The sequence below is a fragment of the Edaphocola aurantiacus genome, from assembly GCF_019797745.1.
Classification (GTDB): domain Bacteria; phylum Bacteroidota; class Bacteroidia; order Chitinophagales; family Chitinophagaceae; genus Edaphocola; species Edaphocola aurantiacus.
Genome location: NZ_VOSI01000003.1, coordinates 511,946 through 532,469 on the forward strand (window position 1 = coordinate 511,946; position 20,524 = coordinate 532,469).

The 20,524-nt window shown below is 43.8% G+C and carries 16 protein-coding genes; 3 read left to right on the forward strand and 13 right to left on the reverse strand.

Annotated features, from left to right (window positions below):
* Positions 1–68 precede the first annotated feature (68 nt).
* From FTD44_RS10935 to FTD44_RS10955, 5 genes are all read right to left on the reverse strand, one after another.
* A complete protein-coding gene (locus tag FTD44_RS10935) occupies positions 69–2,966 on the reverse strand; it encodes a DUF5686 family protein (protein WP_222166476.1) in 2,898 nt (965 codons plus the stop codon).
* Between the two features lie 10 nt (positions 2,967–2,976).
* Complete coding sequence (locus FTD44_RS10940; protein ID WP_222166477.1) at positions 2,977–3,540, reverse strand: phosphatase PAP2 family protein; 564 nt, start codon at positions 3,538–3,540, stop codon at positions 2,977–2,979.
* A 100-nt stretch (positions 3,541–3,640) separates the two neighbouring features.
* Positions 3,641–4,081 (reverse strand): hypothetical protein, encoded by a 441-nt coding sequence (locus tag FTD44_RS10945; protein ID WP_222166478.1) that lies wholly within the window; start codon positions 4,079–4,081, stop codon positions 3,641–3,643.
* A gap of 28 nt (positions 4,082–4,109) precedes the next feature.
* Positions 4,110–5,264: a glycosyltransferase gene (locus FTD44_RS10950; protein WP_222166479.1), complete on the reverse strand. Its 1,155-nt coding sequence runs from the start codon at positions 5,262–5,264 to the stop codon at positions 4,110–4,112.
* A gap of 10 nt (positions 5,265–5,274) precedes the next feature.
* Positions 5,275–6,042: an alpha/beta fold hydrolase gene (locus FTD44_RS10955; protein ID WP_222166480.1), complete on the reverse strand. Its 768-nt coding sequence runs from the start codon at positions 6,040–6,042 to the stop codon at positions 5,275–5,277.
* Positions 6,043–6,184: 142 nt separating this feature from the next.
* On the opposite strand from FTD44_RS10955, the gene ychF reads away from it, so the two are divergent.
* Entirely contained in the window at positions 6,185–7,282 is a 1,098-nt protein-coding gene (gene ychF, locus FTD44_RS10960) for a redox-regulated ATPase YchF (protein WP_129021419.1), read from the forward strand.
* An 862-nt stretch (positions 7,283–8,144) separates the two neighbouring features.
* Here ychF and FTD44_RS10965 read toward each other — a convergent pair.
* A complete protein-coding gene (locus FTD44_RS10965; protein WP_222166481.1) occupies positions 8,145–10,154 on the reverse strand; it encodes a T9SS type A sorting domain-containing protein in 2,010 nt (669 codons plus the stop codon).
* Between the two features lie 236 nt (positions 10,155–10,390).
* On the opposite strand from FTD44_RS10965, the gene FTD44_RS10970 reads away from it, so the two are divergent.
* The gene (locus tag FTD44_RS10970; RefSeq protein ID WP_222166482.1) at positions 10,391–11,005 is read left to right on the forward strand and encodes a hypothetical protein; all 615 of its coding nucleotides are present in this window, start codon (positions 10,391–10,393) and stop codon (positions 11,003–11,005) included.
* A gap of 8 nt (positions 11,006–11,013) precedes the next feature.
* On the opposite strand, the gene ruvX is transcribed toward FTD44_RS10970, so the two are convergent.
* From ruvX to FTD44_RS10990, 4 genes are all read right to left on the reverse strand, one after another.
* Positions 11,014–11,424, reverse strand: a complete 411-nt coding sequence (gene ruvX, locus FTD44_RS10975; RefSeq protein WP_222166483.1) for a Holliday junction resolvase RuvX — start codon at positions 11,422–11,424, stop codon at positions 11,014–11,016.
* 5 nt (positions 11,425–11,429) lie between these two features.
* A complete protein-coding gene (locus FTD44_RS10980) occupies positions 11,430–12,134 on the reverse strand; it encodes a DUF5683 domain-containing protein (RefSeq protein ID WP_222166484.1) in 705 nt (234 codons plus the stop codon).
* The gene (locus FTD44_RS10985) at positions 12,109–12,885 is read right to left on the reverse strand and encodes a carboxypeptidase-like regulatory domain-containing protein (RefSeq protein ID WP_222166485.1); all 777 of its coding nucleotides are present in this window, start codon (positions 12,883–12,885) and stop codon (positions 12,109–12,111) included. The genes FTD44_RS10980 and FTD44_RS10985 overlap by 26 nt, the downstream gene beginning before the upstream one ends.
* Positions 12,886–13,017: 132 nt before the next feature.
* Complete coding sequence (locus FTD44_RS10990; RefSeq protein ID WP_222166486.1) at positions 13,018–14,967, reverse strand: peptidylprolyl isomerase; 1,950 nt, start codon at positions 14,965–14,967, stop codon at positions 13,018–13,020.
* A 189-nt stretch (positions 14,968–15,156) separates the two neighbouring features.
* Between FTD44_RS10990 and FTD44_RS10995 the strand changes: the two genes are divergently transcribed.
* Complete coding sequence (locus tag FTD44_RS10995; protein ID WP_222166487.1) at positions 15,157–17,394, forward strand: Tex family protein; 2,238 nt, start codon at positions 15,157–15,159, stop codon at positions 17,392–17,394.
* Between the two features lie 86 nt (positions 17,395–17,480).
* Here FTD44_RS10995 and FTD44_RS11000 read toward each other — a convergent pair whose 3' ends face one another.
* From FTD44_RS11000 to FTD44_RS11010, 3 genes are read right to left on the reverse strand one after another with little or no spacing between them, the layout of a single operon-like run.
* Positions 17,481–18,644 carry a BT_3928 family protein gene (locus tag FTD44_RS11000; protein WP_222166488.1) on the reverse strand — a complete coding sequence of 388 codons (1,164 nt, stop codon included), beginning with the start codon at positions 18,642–18,644 and terminating at the stop codon, positions 17,481–17,483.
* Between the two features lie 8 nt (positions 18,645–18,652).
* The gene (locus FTD44_RS11005; protein ID WP_222166489.1) at positions 18,653–19,204 is read right to left on the reverse strand and encodes a DUF1599 domain-containing protein; all 552 of its coding nucleotides are present in this window, start codon (positions 19,202–19,204) and stop codon (positions 18,653–18,655) included.
* A 2-nt stretch (positions 19,205–19,206) separates the two neighbouring features.
* The gene (locus FTD44_RS11010) at positions 19,207–20,460 is read right to left on the reverse strand and encodes a DUF1015 domain-containing protein (RefSeq protein ID WP_222166490.1); all 1,254 of its coding nucleotides are present in this window, start codon (positions 20,458–20,460) and stop codon (positions 19,207–19,209) included.
* Positions 20,461–20,524: the final 64 nt, after the last annotated feature.

Below are 20,524 nucleotides of genomic sequence, written 5' to 3' on the forward strand. Positions count from 1 at the left end.
ATATAAAACAAAAAGCTTCAGAAAGCCGATTTTGATAAGACTTTATGTGACAATACTGTGACTATTTTCTAGTAGTCAAATCCAAAGCTGAAACGAATGCCGGTAGGCGATACATTGGGCAGATCGGTATAGGTAAATCGCTTTACGAAATCAATACGCAGTACCTGCAGTATATTCTCTACCCCAACACTGGCTTCTATATAAGGTACAGTGCCCAGGCTGTTGACAATAGGCCTGCCATTGGCATCTGCAGGGAATAGCAATAATGATTTGTTGTACTGGGGCAGATTGTCGTTGCGTATGCCACCATACAATGCTTTGAAACAAAATACCTCTCTGAGCTTGAGTTTATTGACCAGTGGTATACGGTTCAGGACGAAGCCTTTCATATGATAGTCGATCGTAAGCCCTACATATTTATCACTGGCAAATTCCATAAAGTTCATCAGGTTATAGGCGCCTACGCTGAAACGGTAAGTCTGATTGGCCTGCGGTATAAACAGCAATGGATAAGGTACAGTACCCCAGAGATAACCGGCATTCAGGGTGATGCGTGCTTCTCCAAGCGGTGCCAGGAAGTATGTTTTAGTCAGATTGGCATCCAGTCTCTGGTAAGGTATGGTTTGCGCACCATATCCCTCATTAAAGCCCATTGTAGCCTTCATCGAAAGGGCCAATGCCCCGTTGCTCATATATCCGCGGTAACGTTTGTTCTGGTAGAACTTCTCATTGGGTGACCAGCGCCAGTTGAGGCTGAACTCATTGGTATTGATATTGCGCACGGTATCCATTTGGTCAGAGGCGCGGGCAAAGTACAGGTTTCCTGCTGCCTCCTGCTGCCAGTTATTATAACCAATGGTAAAAGTCATATGGTTGTGCAACTCCTTTGTATACTGAGCCGTAAAGAGCTTGTTATAGATCCAGCGGTTGCCATCGCCGCGCTTGGCAATGTCCGCAACTTTCTCCTGGGTAGCGAAGCCCAATGCCTGCCCTGGTGCCCGTACATCACTCTGGTAGCTGAGCTTGATATAGTTTGCCGGGAAGCCGTAAATATACTTTTTAGCCAGGGAATAGCTGCCGCCGATGTAGTACTTAAATCGCTCATCGCGGGTACCATATGCTGCATAACCTTCTACGAGAAAGCGTTGCCATTTTTTGATATTGGTTCGGGCGCCTACCCTGAACTTATGACCTTCTAGCTGGTTGTAGGTATAGAGATCATATAGACTGCCGACTTCTACAGCACCCAGGTTCTTATAGCCACTGGCCAGCACATAACCCCACTCCATCATGTTCTTGTAGGCCTTTAGGGTAATAAGACTATCCACATTACGGTAAGCTTTTTCTTCATGATACGTAAGCGGTTCCGGGCGGTTATCGTTCCAGAATATATTGTCGCGCTTCAGTGTGGTATCACCGAAATATTCTAAAGACTGTTGTTTTTCTTTAAATACCGTATCCGGAATGGACACATTGGCCTGGTAATCGCTGCGCTGGATATTACGCACACCTACTGCACCTCTCTTTGAATTGAACAGTCCGAAGTTGACAAAGTAATTGCTTTCTGTCTGCCAGTATTTGCCATTAGAAGCCTGTTTTTCAAATCCGAGATCTATGCGCAGGTCATTGGTCCAGTTCAGGTTTATCCCTTTAGGAATACCCATCTGAATCTTGGTTACCGCATAGTCCGGATCCAGGGTCACAAATATCCTGCCTATAAAACAAAAGTCTTTCTTATTGCGGGGTTCAAATTCCAGTTGCACAACCTTACGGCCGTCTACAATAGTGGTATCTACAATGTAATATTTATACAGTTGCGGTGCCGCAGGAGCAATCGGGCTGAGAAAGAAATTATTCAGCACCCTGATCTTATTATCATAAATATCTACCTGGTCGTACAGGCGGTCCAGGAAGGAGGAAATGTTATTGCTTTCTATCAGTCCGGAACCAAAGCGCATGCGCTTTTCAGAGGTCATGACCGTCGCTTTTTTCTGCCGGGATTTACTCCAGTAATTGTCTGCAATATTTTCGGTGACGAACAGGGGCAACAGTTTACGCCCTTTCATCATTGTAGTATCTTCATTCTGGAACAGGAAGCGAAACTTACGGAAGAAAAAGTTGCGTTTGATCGACCGCGGCAGATTACTGGCATACAATACCATCTTGTCGTAAGAGACAAACCTGGCATCCTCATCATTCAGCATACGGTTCTGTTCTTTATGATCAATGACCTGCCTGATGAGCATTACAGCCGGGTTGTTTTTATTGCGGTAGCGGCCCTTGCGCCTGGCCAGTACCATGACTTCACCCAGTTCTTTTTCTATAGGTTCCAGGTATATTTTCAGATCTGTAGTACCTGCTGCAATAAGGGTGTCCAGCTCTTCATAACCCAGGGCAGATATATGCAGGGATTGTTTGTCGCCGTTGAAGAGGATTTCGAAATGACCGCTGTCATCACTTAATGCTCCCTCCTCTTCTTCTTTCAGAAATATAGCGACACCGGGCATGGCTTCTGTTTTGTCCCGACCATATATGTAGCCGGCTATCTTACCCACTGTTCCGGTAAAAGTACTCGTATCATTACCCTGGCCTTTCAGCGAATCGACATGCAGCATTTTAGGCGCTTTGCGGTCATCTACAAAAATGCCTTCCTCTTTTTCTGCATATAGCATAATGGTCAGCATCAGGTCTGCCTCTTCCCGTAAGGGAACAATAGACTGTGTATAACCGGGAGCCAGTACCAATAGTTGACGGGCTGCTGACTGGGTAGACAATATAAAGCCACCGAGACTATCTGTACGGGCAGTATCCTGCTCGTATATGACCATAGCACCGGTAACCGGTGTTTTTTCTTTTTCAGAAATGACCTTACCAATAATCACTTTCTGCGCATACAACACCGTAGTGGAGCATACACAGAACAGGGCCATTATGGCAAATATGATATGGTGTAAGGATTTTGTCAATGAAAATGATTTATGAAGCTACTGCTTTTTGAAAAGTCTTTCGAACCGGGGGCAGTTTTACCTTTCGGTTAAACAGTGTCGCAAAAAGGTAACCAATGCCTGTACCTATTATTGCCCCGCAGGTAATGTCGAGTGGATAATGAATGCCCACATATACCTGCCCGTATGCAATGGAGAATGCCCACAGGAACAAAACCCCGATCCATTTACCGGTATGCTCCTTAAGCGTGAAGAATATAAATGTTGCAATGCAGAAATGGTTTACCGCATGAGAAGAAGTAAAGCTGTAGCTGCCACTGCAGTATCCCAGCAATCTGCGCACCTGGCCTTCCAGCAAAGGCTCATTACAGGGGCGTACCCTTGCTACCAGCGGTTTGATCAGATGGCTGCTGAGCTGATCGCTGCATAACATCATAAGGCCAACAGTAATCAACCAGGGCCATACCCTGATGCCGAAACGGTAGAACAGCAGCACAACAATCACTATATAAAGAGGAACCCAGGTCTTGGCATCACGCCATACCGGCATAATGACATCCGTAAAATGGCTGACCCATTCTGTATTTATTTTCAAAAATAAAGACCTGTCTAATTCCAATAGTGTTGCTATCATACCCGATTGTGTGCTGCGTAATGGTGTGTTACTATATTATCCCCGAGGTGGTGCTTGTATGCTAATAAGCAATTATATCCTCTGCAGCCTGCTGTTGCAGGGGTTGCACAGGTGTATTGCTGACCTCCACTTTATCTACTATGTATTGTCCCCTCTTCTCATTCATATTGGTATAGGTCTCTCCACGCCAGGGCAGACTCTTTCGGTATTGATTATAATGGATAATCACATTTTTACCGATGTTCTGTTCCATAGTGGCAACGACCTTTGGATCTTCTACACTAAAGTAGAAGTATTGTGCCTGAAAGTTGCCTCCTACCCTTCCGAATCCGGACATGAGGATCTCTCCTTCATAGGTTTTAAAGACATTTCCTTTACGGGAAAACTTCTGTAATACACCTTCCCGTTGTCCGTCACTGAAACGGTTAATGTAGAACCAGTATATATATCCGCCTATACCTACTATGAGCAGCAGGGACAGGATGCCGATGATCTTACGCATATTTTTTATAGTTTTTCAAAGTGTACATTTATTGCACGGTTCTCCCTTTCCAGGAATATGAACCAAATTTACCTAAAAATCCCGCAATAATGATATACAGAATGTGCAATGGTTGTAAAAATATAAAAAATATTAATTCGCTTTTCTTACGGTAAAACCGGGCCACGGGGAAAAGAAAAAAGAGTTCTGCCAATACTTTGATAACCAGTGCCCAAAGCAGCACCGGCAAATATGAAGGCCAGATAAATGAAATGATAGCGGTACACAGCAGACTGCAATTGAACAGGTAAACTACCAGCAGGATCAGGGTCATCTTAAACTGGGGGTAGCTGTCAGCCTTGGATGCCCAGCGGATGCGCTGATTGATAAACGAAGCAAAATCAGGCTGAACAGGCGTTTCGACTATCGCATGATGTTCAAAAAGGTAACGTATACTGTCGGGGAACCGGCGCTGAATCTTCTGCATCAGCATCATATCATCACCTGATGCCTTATGGTCAATATCCCTGTAGCCATCAACCGCTTCAAAGGCTGCCCGGGAAAAGAGCATATTGGCTCCGTTACACATATTGCCCAGGTTCAGTTTATTGGATGCCACAGTGATGCCCTGCATGGTCATAAAATCCAGACTCTGGAAATAATACAGCCAGGACTTGTTTTGCTGATACGGTGTGAAGGAAACAGGCGCTGCGACAAAGTGTATTCCCTGTTCTTCTACGGCCGAGGCAAATAAGTTTAGCCATTGCGAAGGAAGCGTACAGTCAGCATCTGTAGTGATGATATAGTCACCTGTTGATTGCTGGATAGCGATCTCCAGGGCTTTCTTTTTGTATGCATTGATCCGTTCTTCTGCACTGAGGTGATCTTTTAGTTGCAGTACCCTGTGAGGTGGTGGCAAAAGTTGTTTTGCAATATGCGCAGTATCGTCAGTAGAAAAATCATCGATCAGGATAATTTCGTACCGGTCGCCGGGATAGTTATTATTGAGTATAGATTGCAGGCAGGCCGCAATATTATCGGCCTCGTTCCGTGCCGGTATAATGATAGAAAAAAATGGGTATTCATTAATGTCCCCTTCTGATACCGCAGTTGTTTGTCTTTCCTGACTGAAACCATAGCGGTATAAGAGCATCAGTACAACATACAATATGCAAAGGGTACAGAAGGCTAAAGTGTAGATCATCTTCTGTAGGTTATGCCTTTTGTATAAATGCCTCAAACAGTTGCTGCTGGCTGCTGTCAGGATGTATCTGCACCACGTCCAGTTTCTTTGCAAAGGTCAATGCCCGTTTCTGTGATACAGCGGAGATATGCAATTGCACCTGTACCCCATGCTTTTTGAGTTGCCACCTTACCTTATCCGGTTCCGGAATAATGTCTTTGGTAAAAGCCCATAATTGTGCTGTAGCCGTATCTTTTTCAGTCTGGTGCAGCTCTTCCTGCATATAGGCCACATTGTCCTTCTTTACCAGTTTTATGGAAGATAAAGCATTCAGGATGGAGATGGCGCGTTTGGGATTAGCCGCAAAAAAACGATATAACCCTTTGCCAGGTACCGATCTTGTATGGGCACTGTACCAGGGTAAATGGTATAAACCTTCCGGATCGAAGAGCCAGATGGCATTGATCCATTCGCAACGTTGCTCTGCCAGTGTAAGGGCAAACCTGCCGCCACTGCCGCAGGCCAGTATATCCAGTCTGTCAGCGTTGAATTCCAGTTTGAATCGCTCGGTAATGGTTACCAGGGCTGTTTTGTCCATCGGGCTTTTCCATTGAGACTGTCCATGTCCGGGCAGGTCGAAGGAGATAATGGTATAACGCCCGCCCAACTGCGCGGCCAGTGGCTTGACAAAGGACTGGTCCTGCCCTTTATCATGAAATGCCAGTAATAAAGCTGGGCCATTGCCGTATCGGGCAAAGTGAAGTATATTATCTTGATAGGATATCTTTCCGGACTGCATGGTTCAAATACGGTATTGAAGCTGATTCGGGGCAAAGATAAGGTATCAGGGAAAATATTTGACCGGAACACAGGAAGATAAGCCCTGGTCATTCGGGTATTGATAAAATATCAGTACATTTGCAAAAATTTTTTCAACAACAATGGCTTTACAGGCAGGAATTGTAGGATTGCCCAACGTAGGTAAATCCACCTTATTTAACGCAGTAAGTAACAGTGCTAAAGCACAAGCTTCTAACTATAGATTCTGTACTATCGAACCCAATGTGGGCCTGGTAGATGTACCCGATGAGCGCCTGGATGCACTGGCTAAGATTGTGCAACCGCAGCGTATACTGCCTACCGCAATCGAATTTGTGGATATCGCAGGTCTGGTTAAAGGTGCTTCCAAAGGGGAAGGACTGGGTAATAAATTCTTAGGTAACATACGTGAGGTAGATGCGATCGCACACGTGATCCGTTGCTTCGAGGATGAAAACATCCTGCGTGAAGAAGGGATGATCAACCCGGTTAGCGATAAAGAAATTATTGATACAGAGCTGCAACTAGCCGATCTGGCCAGCGTGGAAAAGAAAATAGCCCGTGTAGAGAAAATGGTTAAGGCTGATCCTAAGCAAAAGTTAGTACTGGATGTACTGATGGCTTGTAAAGGTCATCTGGAGCAAGGCAAGAACATTCGCGGACTGAAACTGGAGGGTGAAGACAAAGAAGCTATCGCTGATATCTTCCTGCTGACAGCCAAGCCGGTACTGTATGTTGCGAACGTTGACGAAGCGTCTATGCATACAGGCAACAAGTATTCTGAAGCACTGAAGAAAGTTGCAGAAGAAGAAGGTGCACAGATCATTGTTATGTGTAATAATATCGAAGCACAGATTTCTGAAATGGAAGATCCGGATGATAAAGCATTGTTCCTGGAGGAATACAGCCTTACAGAGCCAGGTCTGAACCGCCTGATCCGCGCAGCTTATACCCTGCTTGACCTGATCACTTATTTTACTGCAGGTGTGCAGGAGGTACGTGCCTGGACAATCCTCAAAGGATGGAAAGCCCCTCAGGCAGCCAGTGTGATTCACACAGACTTCGAAAAAGGATTTATTAAAGCTGAGGTAATCGCTTATAATGACTATATCGAACTGGGTGGCGAAGCCGGATGTAAAGAGAAAGGTAAATTGCGTATTGAAGGTAAAGAATATATCGTACAGGACGGTGATGTAATGCACTTCCGTTTCAACGTATAATTATAAAAGTATACCCTTAAATAACAAAGGCAGCCGGAAGGCTGCCTTTGTTATTTAAGTTAAATTTGATTATCCGCTTACAGGAAACAAAGATTTGCCTTTTTCCTTGCGTTACTTTCTATTGCTACCTTTTGCCTTGATGCAAAAGGTAGCGCCAAAAAATCAAGGCTGTATAAATCCCTGGCTAAAAATCAATGTGTCGGCCGGCCGCAAACCAGAACGCTGCGCTCAGACAGTGGTTTCCGGCTTTATCGACCGAGCCAATGATTTTATGAACGCCGGATTTATAAGGCCTTTCGAGCGATCTGTATGGTACGGATCGCTTATTGTTTTCATCACAGCGATAGCCATTTTGGAGCGGAGCTGCGATCGTTGAGCACCGAACGCGTCACACGTTAAGCTCAAACGATCAGTGCACGCAACGGTACAAAATGGCGGTGCTTGTAATCGCCTTGATGAAAACAAAGGCATTTTTGGTCCTTTTGTTGCCGGACAAAAGGACGAATAAAATAGTTGACTACAAGCGGCTAGTCAGTTAAGTTAAATCATTTACTTAATGCCGGATTGATAAGACTGTTCATATATGATCTGTTCTGTATGGAGAAGTGCATGGGAGCAGAGATGTCTCATTTTTGTATTGAGAATAGTGAAAGGAGATTTCTCGACTACACTTCGTTTCGCTCGAAATGACGAGGGTGACGCCTTGATGAGAACAATCCATTTTAGTCCTTTTATTACCGGACGAAAGGCAAACAAAATAAAAGCCTAAGATGTTGGATAGCCATATCATTTCATTCAAGCATAAAAGCAGCTCCGAAGAGCTGCTTTTATGCTATTAAGATGATGTATGTTATGCTTGTTATTAACGCACTACTGCTTTTACAGTACCAAAACCTTTCTGACCCATTACCTGGATTACATACATACCAGTAGATAAGTTCAGATCTGTCAGGGATACTCTGTTGCTGCCGGCCTGTGCATTATGGTTGCGCACTGCTACTCTGCGGCCCATCATATCGAATACGCTGATCTCCAGTTTATCGCTGTTTTTCATATCGATATTCAGTTCGATGGTATTGTAGGTTGGCATACCTAAAACCTGCAGGTCTACAGATGCACCTTTTACAGTATTGATACCGGTTGTTTTATTCTCAACTTTAATATCATCATAAGTCAGCTCATAAGCACCGGTAGTACCACACTCATAAGTAAATGCCAGGTAGAAAGGCGCATTTTTATACGCAGTCAGGTTGATGTCTTTTACCTGAGACCATACGTTGGAATCCGGAGCAGAAGCCAGTGCAGATACGGTTAAGGTAGTCCAGGTTGCAGCAGCAGGATCGCCACCACCAGTATAGTTTGTAGAGATTTTGATGGTACGGGTTACGGCACCACCGAAACGTCTTTTCTGCCAGAAGCTCAGCGTAGGATTAGTCATTGCAGAGAAATCAAACTTACGGGAAGAGATCAGCCAGTCGCTGTTTGCTTCAGAAGCGGTAGCAGAAGAACCACCGTTGATGTATACTGCGTTGGTATCGTTATGACCAAAGCTGGAGCAGTTCCATACTTTAGTACCGGTTGCATTATAGCGACCGAATACGCCGATTGCTGTGCTGATACAGTTAGCGAAATTCTCATTTAAGCTGGTATAGTGTGCTGTATCTCTTGTAGTGAATGTCCAGGATACGGTATCATTACCACCCGCACTGTTTGTCGCTACGTTAGCGTCCAGTTTGATGATATATGAAGTTGCAGGCTCTAAAGTAATTGGCGTAAACTTCGCTCTGTTACCGCTGATGGTTGCACTGTTACCTGCAAATGTTGCTACAGGAGCTGTCTGACCATTCTTGTATAATTTTACATTACCCGCACCGCCGGCAATATTAGCAGAGAAGGTAACACTGATAGAATCAGTATTAGGATCTACATTGGCACCATAAGGGATTCTGTAAGTTACGGTTGGTACAGAAGGTGTAGTATCTACGGTATGGAATGTCCATGCTGCAGTACCGCTCACCGGGCTGTTACCCGCACCATTATAAGTAAATGTATTGGTGTCTACGGTTACATAATAAGCTGTGTTATTTTGTAAAGTAACCGGGCTGAATTTAGCTTTGTTACCGGAAATAGTTGCATTTGCACCGGTAAAGGTTGCTACTGGTGTACTCTGCCCTACTTTGTACAGTTTAACACTACCCGTACTTGCAGTAATTGCATTCGAGAAGGTTGCTGTCAGAGAATCTGTAGCCAGCGGTACATTAGCGCCGATTGGCGTCTGGTTGGTCAGGTATAAAGCTGCCGGGTTTGTAGCATAATTGGTCAGTACCAGGCTGTCCAGGTTCATACGTTTTGTATTGGCTGTACCTGCGGTGAAACCGTGTCCCCATACGCGTATTCTCGCTGTAGGCTGGTTCAGTGTATGCATATACGTTTGTACGGTAGCAGAAGGTACGATGGTATCCAGGGTGTTCCATGTATTACCATCCGGGCTCCATTGTACTAACCATTGGATCTCGCCTTCAGTGGTACTGGTACCATATCTTTTGTATACAAACGAAACCTGTCCGATACCGCCAGGCTTATTGTTTTTCATTTGTATTTTAGAAGTTGCCGTATTTGAGGTGCTGTTAGTTGTTCCCGCCATACGAACCGATACATTACCCAGCTTATAATCTGCTGTCGAGTTACCTGCAAGGGAACCCGTGAAAATCCACTCAACACCGTTCAGGGTAATGGTATCTGTACCATAATTGTTCTTCGTCAGTGTTTCAAAATTCTCGGAATAAGTCTGGGCATTTGCCGTCATTCCCACACCAGCCAGTAATACCGTACAGGCCAGTTTATTTACGAATTTGTGAAAAAATGTGCTCATAAATTACTGTTTTATTTTATTTGATACAAAAGTAATTAATAAGCTGATCGTTAGGCCTGTATTGACTTTTCTTAAAAATTAGATAACGTTCTATTAATATTTACATAACGTGTTAATTCAATTTTTTGCTAATTGATAACGCAATTTTAAGATTGTATATCCTATATTTGTCTTAAGGGAGTGGTGTCACTTTTGTGTATCTGCTGCTTATTTCTAAAACATTAAACAAAGACAAAATGAAAAAAATCACATTTACCTTAGCGGCCCTGGCGGGCCTTGCATTTGCGAACCAGGCAAATGCACAGTTACAAAAAGGAACATTTTTAGTTGGCGGTCAGTTAGGTAACCTGAATTTTGGTTTGGGAAGCTCTAATAATGTAAGCCTGAGTTTATCTCCGAAAGTGGGCTACTTTATTCAGAACAACCTGGCTATTGGTGCGGAAGTACCTATTGGATTTACGGCTATTAAGGGTAAAGATCCGATCTTTAATTATGGTATCGGCGCATTCGGTCGCTATTACTTCGCGCCGAAGGAATTTAATATTGATAATGTTCTGAACAAAGGCCGCTTCTTTGGTGAAGTGGGTGTTGGCATTGCCGGTCAGACAGATGTAGAGGTTGGCTTCAACCTCAGAATAGGTGCTGGATATGCATATTTCCTTACACCGAATGTAGCATTGGAAACTATGGTGAGATACCAGGGTACTTATGGTACGGGTAATACCTCCGGTCTGGATATAAACCTGGGATTCCAGATACACCTGCCGTCTAAAAAAATCAAATCTGAATACTACCAGATCAGAGACGAAGCAGGTGCCCGAAAATCTTCAAAACAATCCGAAGAAGAATAAAGGAAGGTTTACTGATGGTCCAGGTATCCCTGAAGAATAATTTTGGCGCTGATCTCATCGATCAGCGCTTTGTTTTGCCTGTCTTTTTTCTTTAGGCCGCTGTCAATCATAGCCTGGAAGGCCATTTTAGAGGTAAAGCGCTCATCGCACAAAATGGTTTTCTTATCCGGGAAGAGCTTTTGTAACTGCTGGTAGAACCTGTCTACTTTAGCAGTAATGTCTGTATCGGTACCATCCAGGTTTTTAGGATAGCCCAGCAATATAGTATCCACTTCATGTTCTGCGAATAACTGCTTCAGGTTCCAGACCAGTTTCTCTGTATCTATAGTACCGACACCATTAGCAATCATATTTAACGGGTCGCTGATGGCTAAGCCGGTTCTTTTCTTTCCGTAATCTATAGCAATAGTTCTTGGCATGTAATTTATTTAAGGAGAAAGGCTACTCCTACGCCAGGGCTAAGGCCCCAGGGAGTAGGTTGAAACGATGGCTTTATGCGAAAAGCAATATCGTTCGATATATCAAAGTTTTTCAAATGGGCAAATACGTTGGCATCCATAATCTGCAGGCCATAACCAACGGCACCGATCAGTACGGTCATGTCCAGGTATTTTTTATAATAATCCCGTTCATTCTTGATCCGTACATCATCATATAACCCTACATACTTATCGGTATAGACATTGTTCAGCCGATTGGCGTAGATCAGGCGGAACTGGTTATAGTTCTTCAGGTTGTCCTGAAAGAAGTATACTCCCACACCCAGCAAACCGTATACAACAGGAAGTTTCCAGTACTGTTTATTATTCAGTTGTCCCAGTCCGGGAAACAGCATAGAATATAATGCTGATCTTTTAGGGATGATCACCGAATCTTTCCAGGAAAAAACACCATGTCTTTTTGTTTCCGGCAGCACAACAATTGCACTGCTATCCGTGGTTTGCGGCATTACCTTTAGGCCGGAAACCGTATCTGGTGTGGCGGTACTTAAAGGCTCCTGTGCTGATGTCTGCGAACTGCTGCAGGCACAGGTAATAATGATCAGCAGGAAAAAGCACCAGGATACTACCCTGTTGCGGGAGTTCCTGCGAAGAATAGTATGCTTATCGCTCGCTGTTATATGGTTCATATGGTTTTTCTTCTGGTTTGGTAAACTCTTGTCTGGCACTACGTTCACGGAATTCACGTACAGAGTTTTTAATGTAGGTATAATATTCGTACTCATTCATATTGCGGATGAATACATAAGGAGGTCTGTATAAGCGTTTGTACAGCTCCAGGCTATCGCTGCTTAACTGGGTCAGTTGTACGATCAGGCGGTCATTGAAAACATAATCGATAAATTTGCTGCGCTCCCAGTACTCATAATTCTGCTGAAACTTCCAGATCATACGGTTACGTTTACTCAGTGCATCGAACGGATGTTGTATAATATCCAGGCCGGTTAGTTTATAATGATCCAGTGCCTGCTGGTATAATTCCCGTCTTTTAATGCTGTCTATCTTTGCTTCTGCAAAATAATCTCTGCGCAGGAATTGCTCATCAATGATCGTATTGCTTTCATTCAGCTGAATGTTATAATAAGCAGCCAGGTTATCCGACTTTACATTTACAGTAGCTACATCATAACCCGCTACCCGAAACTCTACAAGTTGTCCTTTAAATACTTCAATGTTAAACTTACCTGCAGCATCGGTAATCACTTCTTTGCCGGTATGTACATTTACAATGCTGACGCCATCTATAGGATGGTTAGACATACGATCCACCACGATACCGTTCATTTTTCCGGCAAATGATGGGACAATACTCCATAAACAGCAGAACAGAAAAGCAAGTGTGCCAAATAAACATTTGACAGTAGAATTACGTTTACTCAAAGCAGGGTTATTAAAATTCACGGTAAAGATACGGATTCAATGGCTTTATTATCAAGCAACAAGGCTGTGATATGCAAACCAAACGCTAAAACCTTGCAATTTGGTATGCTCCACAGCCCTGTCCGGTGTTTTTTAACGTACTAGTTTTTTCAGTACATCAGTATTTAATTTGTAGGAGTATTTACTGCGCAGCTCAGTTTCCCAGTTTTTCTCCAGCTGCTTCTGGTAATCTTCTACCACACTACCCTTTGCTTCGTCCAACGTTTTAGGCATTGCTGTAGTATAGATTTTACTTGGATAGATCAGCGTCTCTCCGTTATTATCAGATTTTATATCGCTTACTTTTCCTTCCTTCAGTTGGTTTTTATCAAAATTGCTTACACTGCTGAAGTCAAATCTGCCGGTTTGCTGGTATATCTTTTCACTGGTAGTTGGTGTGTTCACTTTTGCCAGTGCATCTTCAACTGAAAGTCCCTGTGCCAGTGCATCATGGATCTGTGTTAAGGCTTCATGATTTTTGCTTTGGAAGATTACCCCGTCAAAGCCAGGCTGCCATTGGTATTGACTGCTGTTGCTCTTGTAGAAATTCCTCAGGCCAACAGTGTCTTTTGTAGCCTTAGACCAGATGTTTTTATCCATCAGGTCAAATATCAGTACGCCATTCCGGTATTCAGATACCAGCCCCTGGTATTCTTTATTATTCTTTTCCAGTTCATCAACCAGGATATCAGTGATCACTTTATCGGTATAGATGCGGTATAACTCCCGGAAAGCATCTTCTTTACGGCCATTCAGGCGACCCATGGTCAGGTCTTTTACATATTGAAGGAAGTCTTTTTGGCTATAAGACTTGCTCTGTACTTCAAACAATTTTGCGGTCAGTTGCGGATATTCCTGCAGGGTTGCTCCTTTTTCAAGATCGCTCTGGTTAATGGTAGCAATCATCGCCGCCATATTTTCCGGGAACTCTTTAAAGCCAAGGCGTTTTTTCGCTTCTGCCATATCTTTTTGTTTCGCAATTTCGAAACGGCTGTTTTGCTCAATTTTTGACGTCAGTTCTCTTTCCTCTTCGGCATAGGTGCCTAATGGTTTTTTAGAGATGAGTTTCAGCAGGTGAATTCCGTAATCGGTTACGAATGGTTCAGATATATCGCCCGGATTTTTCAGCCCGAATGCAGCATTTTCAAAGTTTTCGGTCATTTTGCCCGTTTTGAATGCAGGCAATTTACCATCATTATTCACCGAATATTCATCTTTAGAATACTGACGTACCATGTTTTCGAAAGTAGCCTGTTTAGCGATCACTTTAGCCCTGATCTCATTGGCCAGCTTCAATTGCTCATTAACCAGGTCCGGAGTACCATTGTCTGTAGGCAACAGGATCTGTGCTACTTCTACCGTACCATTTGTTGGTCTTTCTGCCAGCACTTTTATAATATGGTAACCATATTGTGTTTTGAAAGGTTTGGACATACTGCCCACCGGAGTGCTGTACGCCACATTTTCAAATTCGTACGGGGTCTGTAAGGCCGTGATATAGCCCAGACTTCCGCCCAGGTTACCGGTAGATTTATCCATAGAATACCTTTTAGCGATATCCTCGAAAGATGCCTTTCCGGTATTGATCTGATTGTACAGGCTGTCAATAAATTTCTTGGAAGCATCGTTGGTCGGGTCAGCAGTATAATGCTGCACCAGAATATGCGCTACTTTACGTTCTGTTTTGCTGCGCTCATAAGCCTCTTTAGTCAGCACGCTCACATAATCTTTGCTCGTCAGGTAATTGCGGGCCAGCTGCGTTTTATAATTATTGATATCGTTCTTCAGGACGGCAAGGGTATCCATGCGTAAAGTCTCAGCTTCTTTTACCTTCATTTTGTACAATGCGTACAGGTTTGCAAATTCATTCAGAGAGTTATAATCGTAACGCAGGGTATTATTAGAGCTGTTCTTTTTATAGCCGGCAAGGAATTCCTCTTTGGAAATGGCGTCTTTGCCAACTGTAAATACGGTCTGGGCTTGTGCGGACATTACTGTTACCCCCAGGCTGATACCTAATAATACAGAATATTTCTTGTTCATCTTTGAAGTAAAAATTAAATTTTGATGGGCTAAGTTAATTATTCTTTTGCTAACAGAGAAGCATTTTATCCTGATCGGGAAAAATGTTTCAAACAGGCATATTATAGGAATTTATGGGCTAAAAATGAAATTGAATTTATGGTATAAGAGGTTATATTTGCCTCCTTTTATTACCCTTAAAACAGAGTTATGCATACGACACATTCGAAGATTATTGCCCAAAAATCAGGAATTGCAGAGGCTGGTGTTATTGCCGTGCTGGAATTACTGGCAGAAGGTGCTACCATACCTTTTATCGCCCGTTACCGGAAAGATAAAACAGGTGCGCTGGACGAGGTGCAGATACAGCAGATACAGGATGAGGCTAAATTTCAGCAGGAATTTTCGGATCGTAAAGCATTTATAGAGAAAACGATCACGGAGCAGGGTAAAATGACCGAAGAGCTGCAGTCCAGACTGGACAAGGCGGCCACTATTAATGAACTGGAAGATATATACCTACCATATAAACCGAAACGTAAAACAAAAGCACAGGCTGCAAGAGAAAATGGACTGGAGCCCCTGGCTTTATGGTTGCTGGAGCAGAAAGCCGGTGATCCTGAAGAAGAGGCCAAAGCTTATATCAACGAACAGGTGGCAGATGCAAATGCTGCCTTACAAGGTGCAAGAGATATTATCGCAGAGACGGTAAATGAAGATGCGGCAATACGTGCCGGTATGCGCCAGTTATTTGAACGTACTGCGACTGTGCAGAGTAAAGTGCTGATGGGACAGGAAACGGAAGGTGCGAAGTACAAAGACTATTTCGAATTTTCGGAACCTGTATCTAAAATACCGTCACACCGTATGCTTGCGGTAATGAGAGGGTTTATGGAAGGCATTCTCAAGATGACCATTGCTCCGGAAGAAGAAACAGCATTGGCTGCAATTGAAGCGGAGTATCTGAAAAGCGGTAGTGCTGCATCTGACCATGTAAAGAAAGCAATCCGTGATGCTTATCGTCGTTTGCTGCAACCCAGCCTGGAAAGCGAATTCCGCATGGAATTGAAAGTGAAATCCGATGAGGAAGCGATCAGTGTATTTGCAGAGAACCTGCGCCAGTTACTGCTCTCCTCCCCGCTCGGCTCTAAACGTATTATCGCCATTGACCCTGGTTACCGTACCGGTTGTAAGGTGGTGGTGATCGATGATAAAGGAGACTTATTACATAATGACCTGATCTATGTGCATGAAAAAAATCATAGATTGAATGCAGCGGAACATACCATCCGTTCGCTGGCCCAGAAATATGATATTGAGGCATTTGCCATTGGCGATGGTACCGCAGGCCGCGAAACAGAGCAGTTTGTAAAAGGCCTGAAACTGGATTTGCCGGTTTTCCTGGTGAATGAAGATGGTGCTTCTGTTTATTCTGCATCGGCAACAGCCCGTGAAGAGTTCCCGACGCATGATGTAACCGTAAGAGGCGCAGTAAGTATCGGTCGCCGCCTGATGGACCCTCTGGCTGAACTGGTGAAGATTGATCCGAAGAGCATTGGCGTAGGTCAGTACCAGCATGATGTAAACCAGACCCGCCTGAAGGAGAAGCTGGACCAGACTGTAGAGAGCTGTGTGAATGCGGTAGGTGTAAACCTGAATACTGCAGGTAAGCATTTATTATCGTATGTAAGTGGTATCGGTTCCGGTGTTGCGGAGAATATTGTGAAGTACCGCAGCGAAAATGGGCAGTTTGCCAGCCGTAAGGAATTGCTTAAGGTGCCGCGTCTGGGCAATAAGGCTTTTGAACAATGTGCCGGATTCCTGCGCATTCCTAATGCCGGTCATCCGCTGGATGCATCAGGTGTACACCCTGAAACATATACCATCGTAGAGCAGATGGCTGCTGATCTGGAAATCGGGCTGAAGGACCTGGTGGGCAATGAAGAAGCAATCAAGCGCATTAATGTTTCTAAATATGTAACCGACACTACCGGTCTGCATACCCTGCAGGATATCATTAAAGAACTAAGGAAGCCGGGACTGGATCCGCGTAGCGGCCTGGAACAGTTTGAATATGCGAATATCTACAGCATTGAAGATGTGACCATAGGTATGATTGTACCGGGTATTGTAACCAATCTTACCCGTTTTGGCGCCTTTATTGATATTGGAGTGAAACAAGACGGACTGGTGCATGTATCGGAGATCTCTCATCAATATATCAGCGATCCGGGTGAGGCTTTAAAACTGAATGATAAGGTAACGGTACTGGTTACGGAAGTGGACCTTCCGAGAAAGCGAATCGGCCTCTCTATCAAACAGGCACAGGCTCCGGGAGCTGCTCCGGCAAAGAAGCATGGCGGACCAAAGAAGGCTGCTCCGGCCGAACCCAAGCACGAAAACTTTTCTGATGCGCTGAGCCATCTGAAAAGTAAATTCAAAAGATAAAAGATAAACAAGACAAGTTATATAAAAAGAGAAAGGATGCTGTATCAGCATCCTTTCTCTTTTTATATGTTCCGGGCAGGTTGTTATCACTGTTTTGGATTTACAGCTGTTTTAGGATAATCGTAACGACTCCATTTGCCCATAATTGTACCATTTTTGATCAGTATCAGACCGCCATTGCTGCGCATAGCCGTTTTACATACTGTACCATCGATTGCATAAGCATCGGCATCCAGTTTATAGCGGGCTTTGAAACGATTGGTGGCTGCTTCATCATTAGCAGATAGGATATAGAATCCTATGCCTTTTGCATAACACTCCCGAATCAGATTTTGCAGATCCTGCATGTCTTTGCCTTTCACTTTATCTGCATCTTTTACAAACAACAGGTAAGAATAGCCCGGATCTTTAAGCAGTGACTCTGTATAATCCTGACCTGTAAAGTCTCTGATCGCAAAGTCCTGGATCTTGGGAGTAGCATTGCCTTTTTCTATCAGCGTAGTCTTGCTTTCGATATATTTCAGGTTCCATAAAGTGGAGTCCTGCATAAACTGTTCCTGTGTAAATTCTACTCTTTTGCCATCTTTTTCATATACCAGCATCGTGGCATATACATCCGGTTTAGAACCGGGAGGCACTTGCATATCATTCCAGATATTAACGCCTGGTTTGTATGGCAGACAGTCTCTGAATGGTAAATGTCTTAATGTATAGAATTGTATGGCCAGGGTAATGATGAGTGTTGCAATGATGACAACATGACCCCACATTTTCTTGAACAATTCCGGAATGCTGTTACGGCCCAGGAATAATAAGAATACCAGGATCAGTAATATCAGATCCTTGATAAAAGACTGATGCGCTTTCAGAGGAATACAATCTCCGAAACATCCACATTCCTTGATCTTGCCTGATATGACTGCATAGCCTGTAAGGAAGGTAAAGAATATCGTGAGCAGGAGAATGAGGAATGATACCGAACGGTATGCGTACCCGATGATCATGGCTACACCTGCCAGTATTTCAAAGGTGATCATGGCTATAGAAATGTACAGGCTGTATGCTACAAAAGACTGCATCTTCCATACTTCAAAAAATTCGTCCATCTTATAGGCCAGTCCGGAAGGATCATTAGCCTTGATGAGTCCGGAAAAGATAAACAACAGACCTACCAGTACGCGTACGGTATTCAGTATGTAATAACCTGCCTTTTTGTTCTGTGGAGCAATTGCCTGGGCATTCATGTTCATGATAAAAGCTATTTATTTTTTTGTTCTTCGATTAAAATTAAGGCAAAAATGGCATAATTGATGATATCGCAAAAATTGGCATCTATACCTTCTGAGATCACGGTCTTCCCGTCATTGGCCAGTATTTGCTTAATACGCAGCAGTTTGGTCAGGATCAGGTCTGCAAAAGACTCCTGGCTCATATTGCGCCAGGCTTCGCCATAATCATGGTTTTTCTTCAGCATCAGTTCCCGTACAGAATCCACCTGTACATCATATAATTCCTTAACGGTATCTACCGGCAGATCAAGCGGTGCTTTATCATCCAGGCCTGCTTGTATGAGAGCAATGTAACCATAATTAATAATACCGGAAAATTCACTTTCTATACTGTCTTCAATCTTCTGTACGCCTTTGTTTTCCTGTATCTGGCGTATACGCCAGGCTTTGATATAGATCTGGTCTACAATAGAAATCGGACGCAGCATACGCCAGGATGTACCATAGTCTGCTGCTTTTTTCAGAAACACGTCTTCACATGTACTGATCACTCCGTTATATTGTGCTGTTGTATTATTCATTATTATTGTTTCGTGCTATGATTAAGTAAGTGTACTACCAGACCGTCTCTCGTTTTGGGTTCAAACCAGGTCGATTTAGGAGGCATTACAGAGCCGCTGTCGGCTACTTCAAATAATTGTCCCACACTAACCGGATAGCAAGAAAAGGCCATCGCCATATCTCCGCTGTCTACCCGCTCCTGCAGGTATGATAAGCCGCGGATACCACCTACAAACTCCAGGCGGTTGTCGGTCCGCGGATCATGGATACCCAGGATCTTGCTGAATATATTCTGCTGCAGGATACTGACATCCAGTATGTCTACAGCATTGTCTTTATAAGAACCCGGCTTAACTTGCAGCTGGTACCATTGCTTACCCAGGTACATACCGAATTCATGCGGTTTGGCCGGGCGGTACGGTGTATTGTCCGGTACAGCAGTGAGGTCAAAGTCCTGTTGCAATGCTTCCAGAAATGCTTCCTTGCTGATCGTACCCATATCCAGTACCAGTCGGTTGTAATCCATAATGGCAACCTGGCTTTCCGGGAAGATGCAGGTAAGGTAATACTGGTCAGCGGTGGCGATCCCCTTTTTCTGGGTAAATTCTTCTGCTACCTGAGATGCAGATGCGGTACGATGGTGACCGTCTGCAATATACGTATTCGGTACCTGCTCCTCGAAAACAGTGGTCAGGTGCGCTATGATTTCCGGATTGTCCACTACCCAGAAAGTATGGCTGATCTGATCTTCAGAAGCGAACTTATATACCGGCTGGTGATTGGTTTTCCAGTCTTCCAGCGTACGGTTCATATCGGATACATCTTTACAGGCCAGGAATACCAGTCCCGTATGTGCACCGGTTACTTTAATATGGTTAGCGCGGTCCAGTACACGGTCCGGTTGCGTAAATTCATGCTTCTTGATGCGATCCTCTGCATAGTCTTCCAGCGAAGAGCAGCACACCAGTCCTGTCTGACTGCGGCCGTTCATCACCAGTTGGTATATATAGTAACACTCCTGGTTGTCCTGTATCAGGATACCTTCTTTAATAAAACGCTCCAGGTTATCTTTCGCCTTCAGGTATACTTCCGGACTGTTTCGATGTGTTGTCTCCGGCAGATCGACTTCTGAACGGGTAATGTGATTAAAATTGAAATGATTCCATTTAGATGCATTTAACTCATCTTTATTGGAAACATCATAGGGCAAGGCAGCCACTTTCTCGACTATATCAGCTCTTGGACGCAAACCTTTAAACGGTGCTATTTTTGCCATGCAGTTTAATTTATTTTTTTGAAGAAGGCCAAAATTAAGGTATTATTTTTATTTTATTTCTCTT

What these genes read in the sequence shown, in the direction of transcription:
- FTD44_RS10945 (WP_222166478.1), bottom strand. Translation starts at nt 4,081, where the DNA reads ATGCGTAAGATCATCGGCATCCTGTCCCTGCTGCTCATAGTAGGTATA.
- FTD44_RS10950 (WP_222166479.1), bottom strand. Translation starts at nt 5,264, where the DNA reads ATGATCTACACTTTAGCCTTCTGTACCCTTTGCATATTGTATGTTGTA.
- FTD44_RS10955 (WP_222166480.1), bottom strand. Translation starts at nt 6,042, where the DNA reads ATGCAGTCCGGAAAGATATCCTATCAAGATAATATACTTCACTTTGCC.
- ychF (WP_129021419.1), top strand. Translation starts at nt 6,185, where the DNA reads ATGGCTTTACAGGCAGGAATTGTAGGATTGCCCAACGTAGGTAAATCC.
- FTD44_RS10965 (WP_222166481.1), bottom strand. Translation starts at nt 10,154, where the DNA reads ATGAGCACATTTTTTCACAAATTCGTAAATAAACTGGCCTGTACGGTA.
- FTD44_RS10970 (WP_222166482.1), top strand. Translation starts at nt 10,391, where the DNA reads ATGAAAAAAATCACATTTACCTTAGCGGCCCTGGCGGGCCTTGCATTT.
- ruvX (WP_222166483.1), bottom strand. Translation starts at nt 11,424, where the DNA reads ATGCCAAGAACTATTGCTATAGATTACGGAAAGAAAAGAACCGGCTTA.
- FTD44_RS10980 (WP_222166484.1), bottom strand. Translation starts at nt 12,134, where the DNA reads ATGAACCATATAACAGCGAGCGATAAGCATACTATTCTTCGCAGGAAC.
- FTD44_RS10990 (WP_222166486.1), bottom strand. Translation starts at nt 14,967, where the DNA reads ATGAACAAGAAATATTCTGTATTATTAGGTATCAGCCTGGGGGTAACA.
- FTD44_RS10995 (WP_222166487.1), top strand. Translation starts at nt 15,157, where the DNA reads ATGCATACGACACATTCGAAGATTATTGCCCAAAAATCAGGAATTGCA.
- FTD44_RS11000 (WP_222166488.1), bottom strand. Translation starts at nt 18,644, where the DNA reads ATGAACATGAATGCCCAGGCAATTGCTCCACAGAACAAAAAGGCAGGT.
- FTD44_RS11005 (WP_222166489.1), bottom strand. Translation starts at nt 19,204, where the DNA reads ATGAATAATACAACAGCACAATATAACGGAGTGATCAGTACATGTGAA.
- FTD44_RS11010 (WP_222166490.1), bottom strand. Translation starts at nt 20,460, where the DNA reads ATGGCAAAAATAGCACCGTTTAAAGGTTTGCGTCCAAGAGCTGATATA.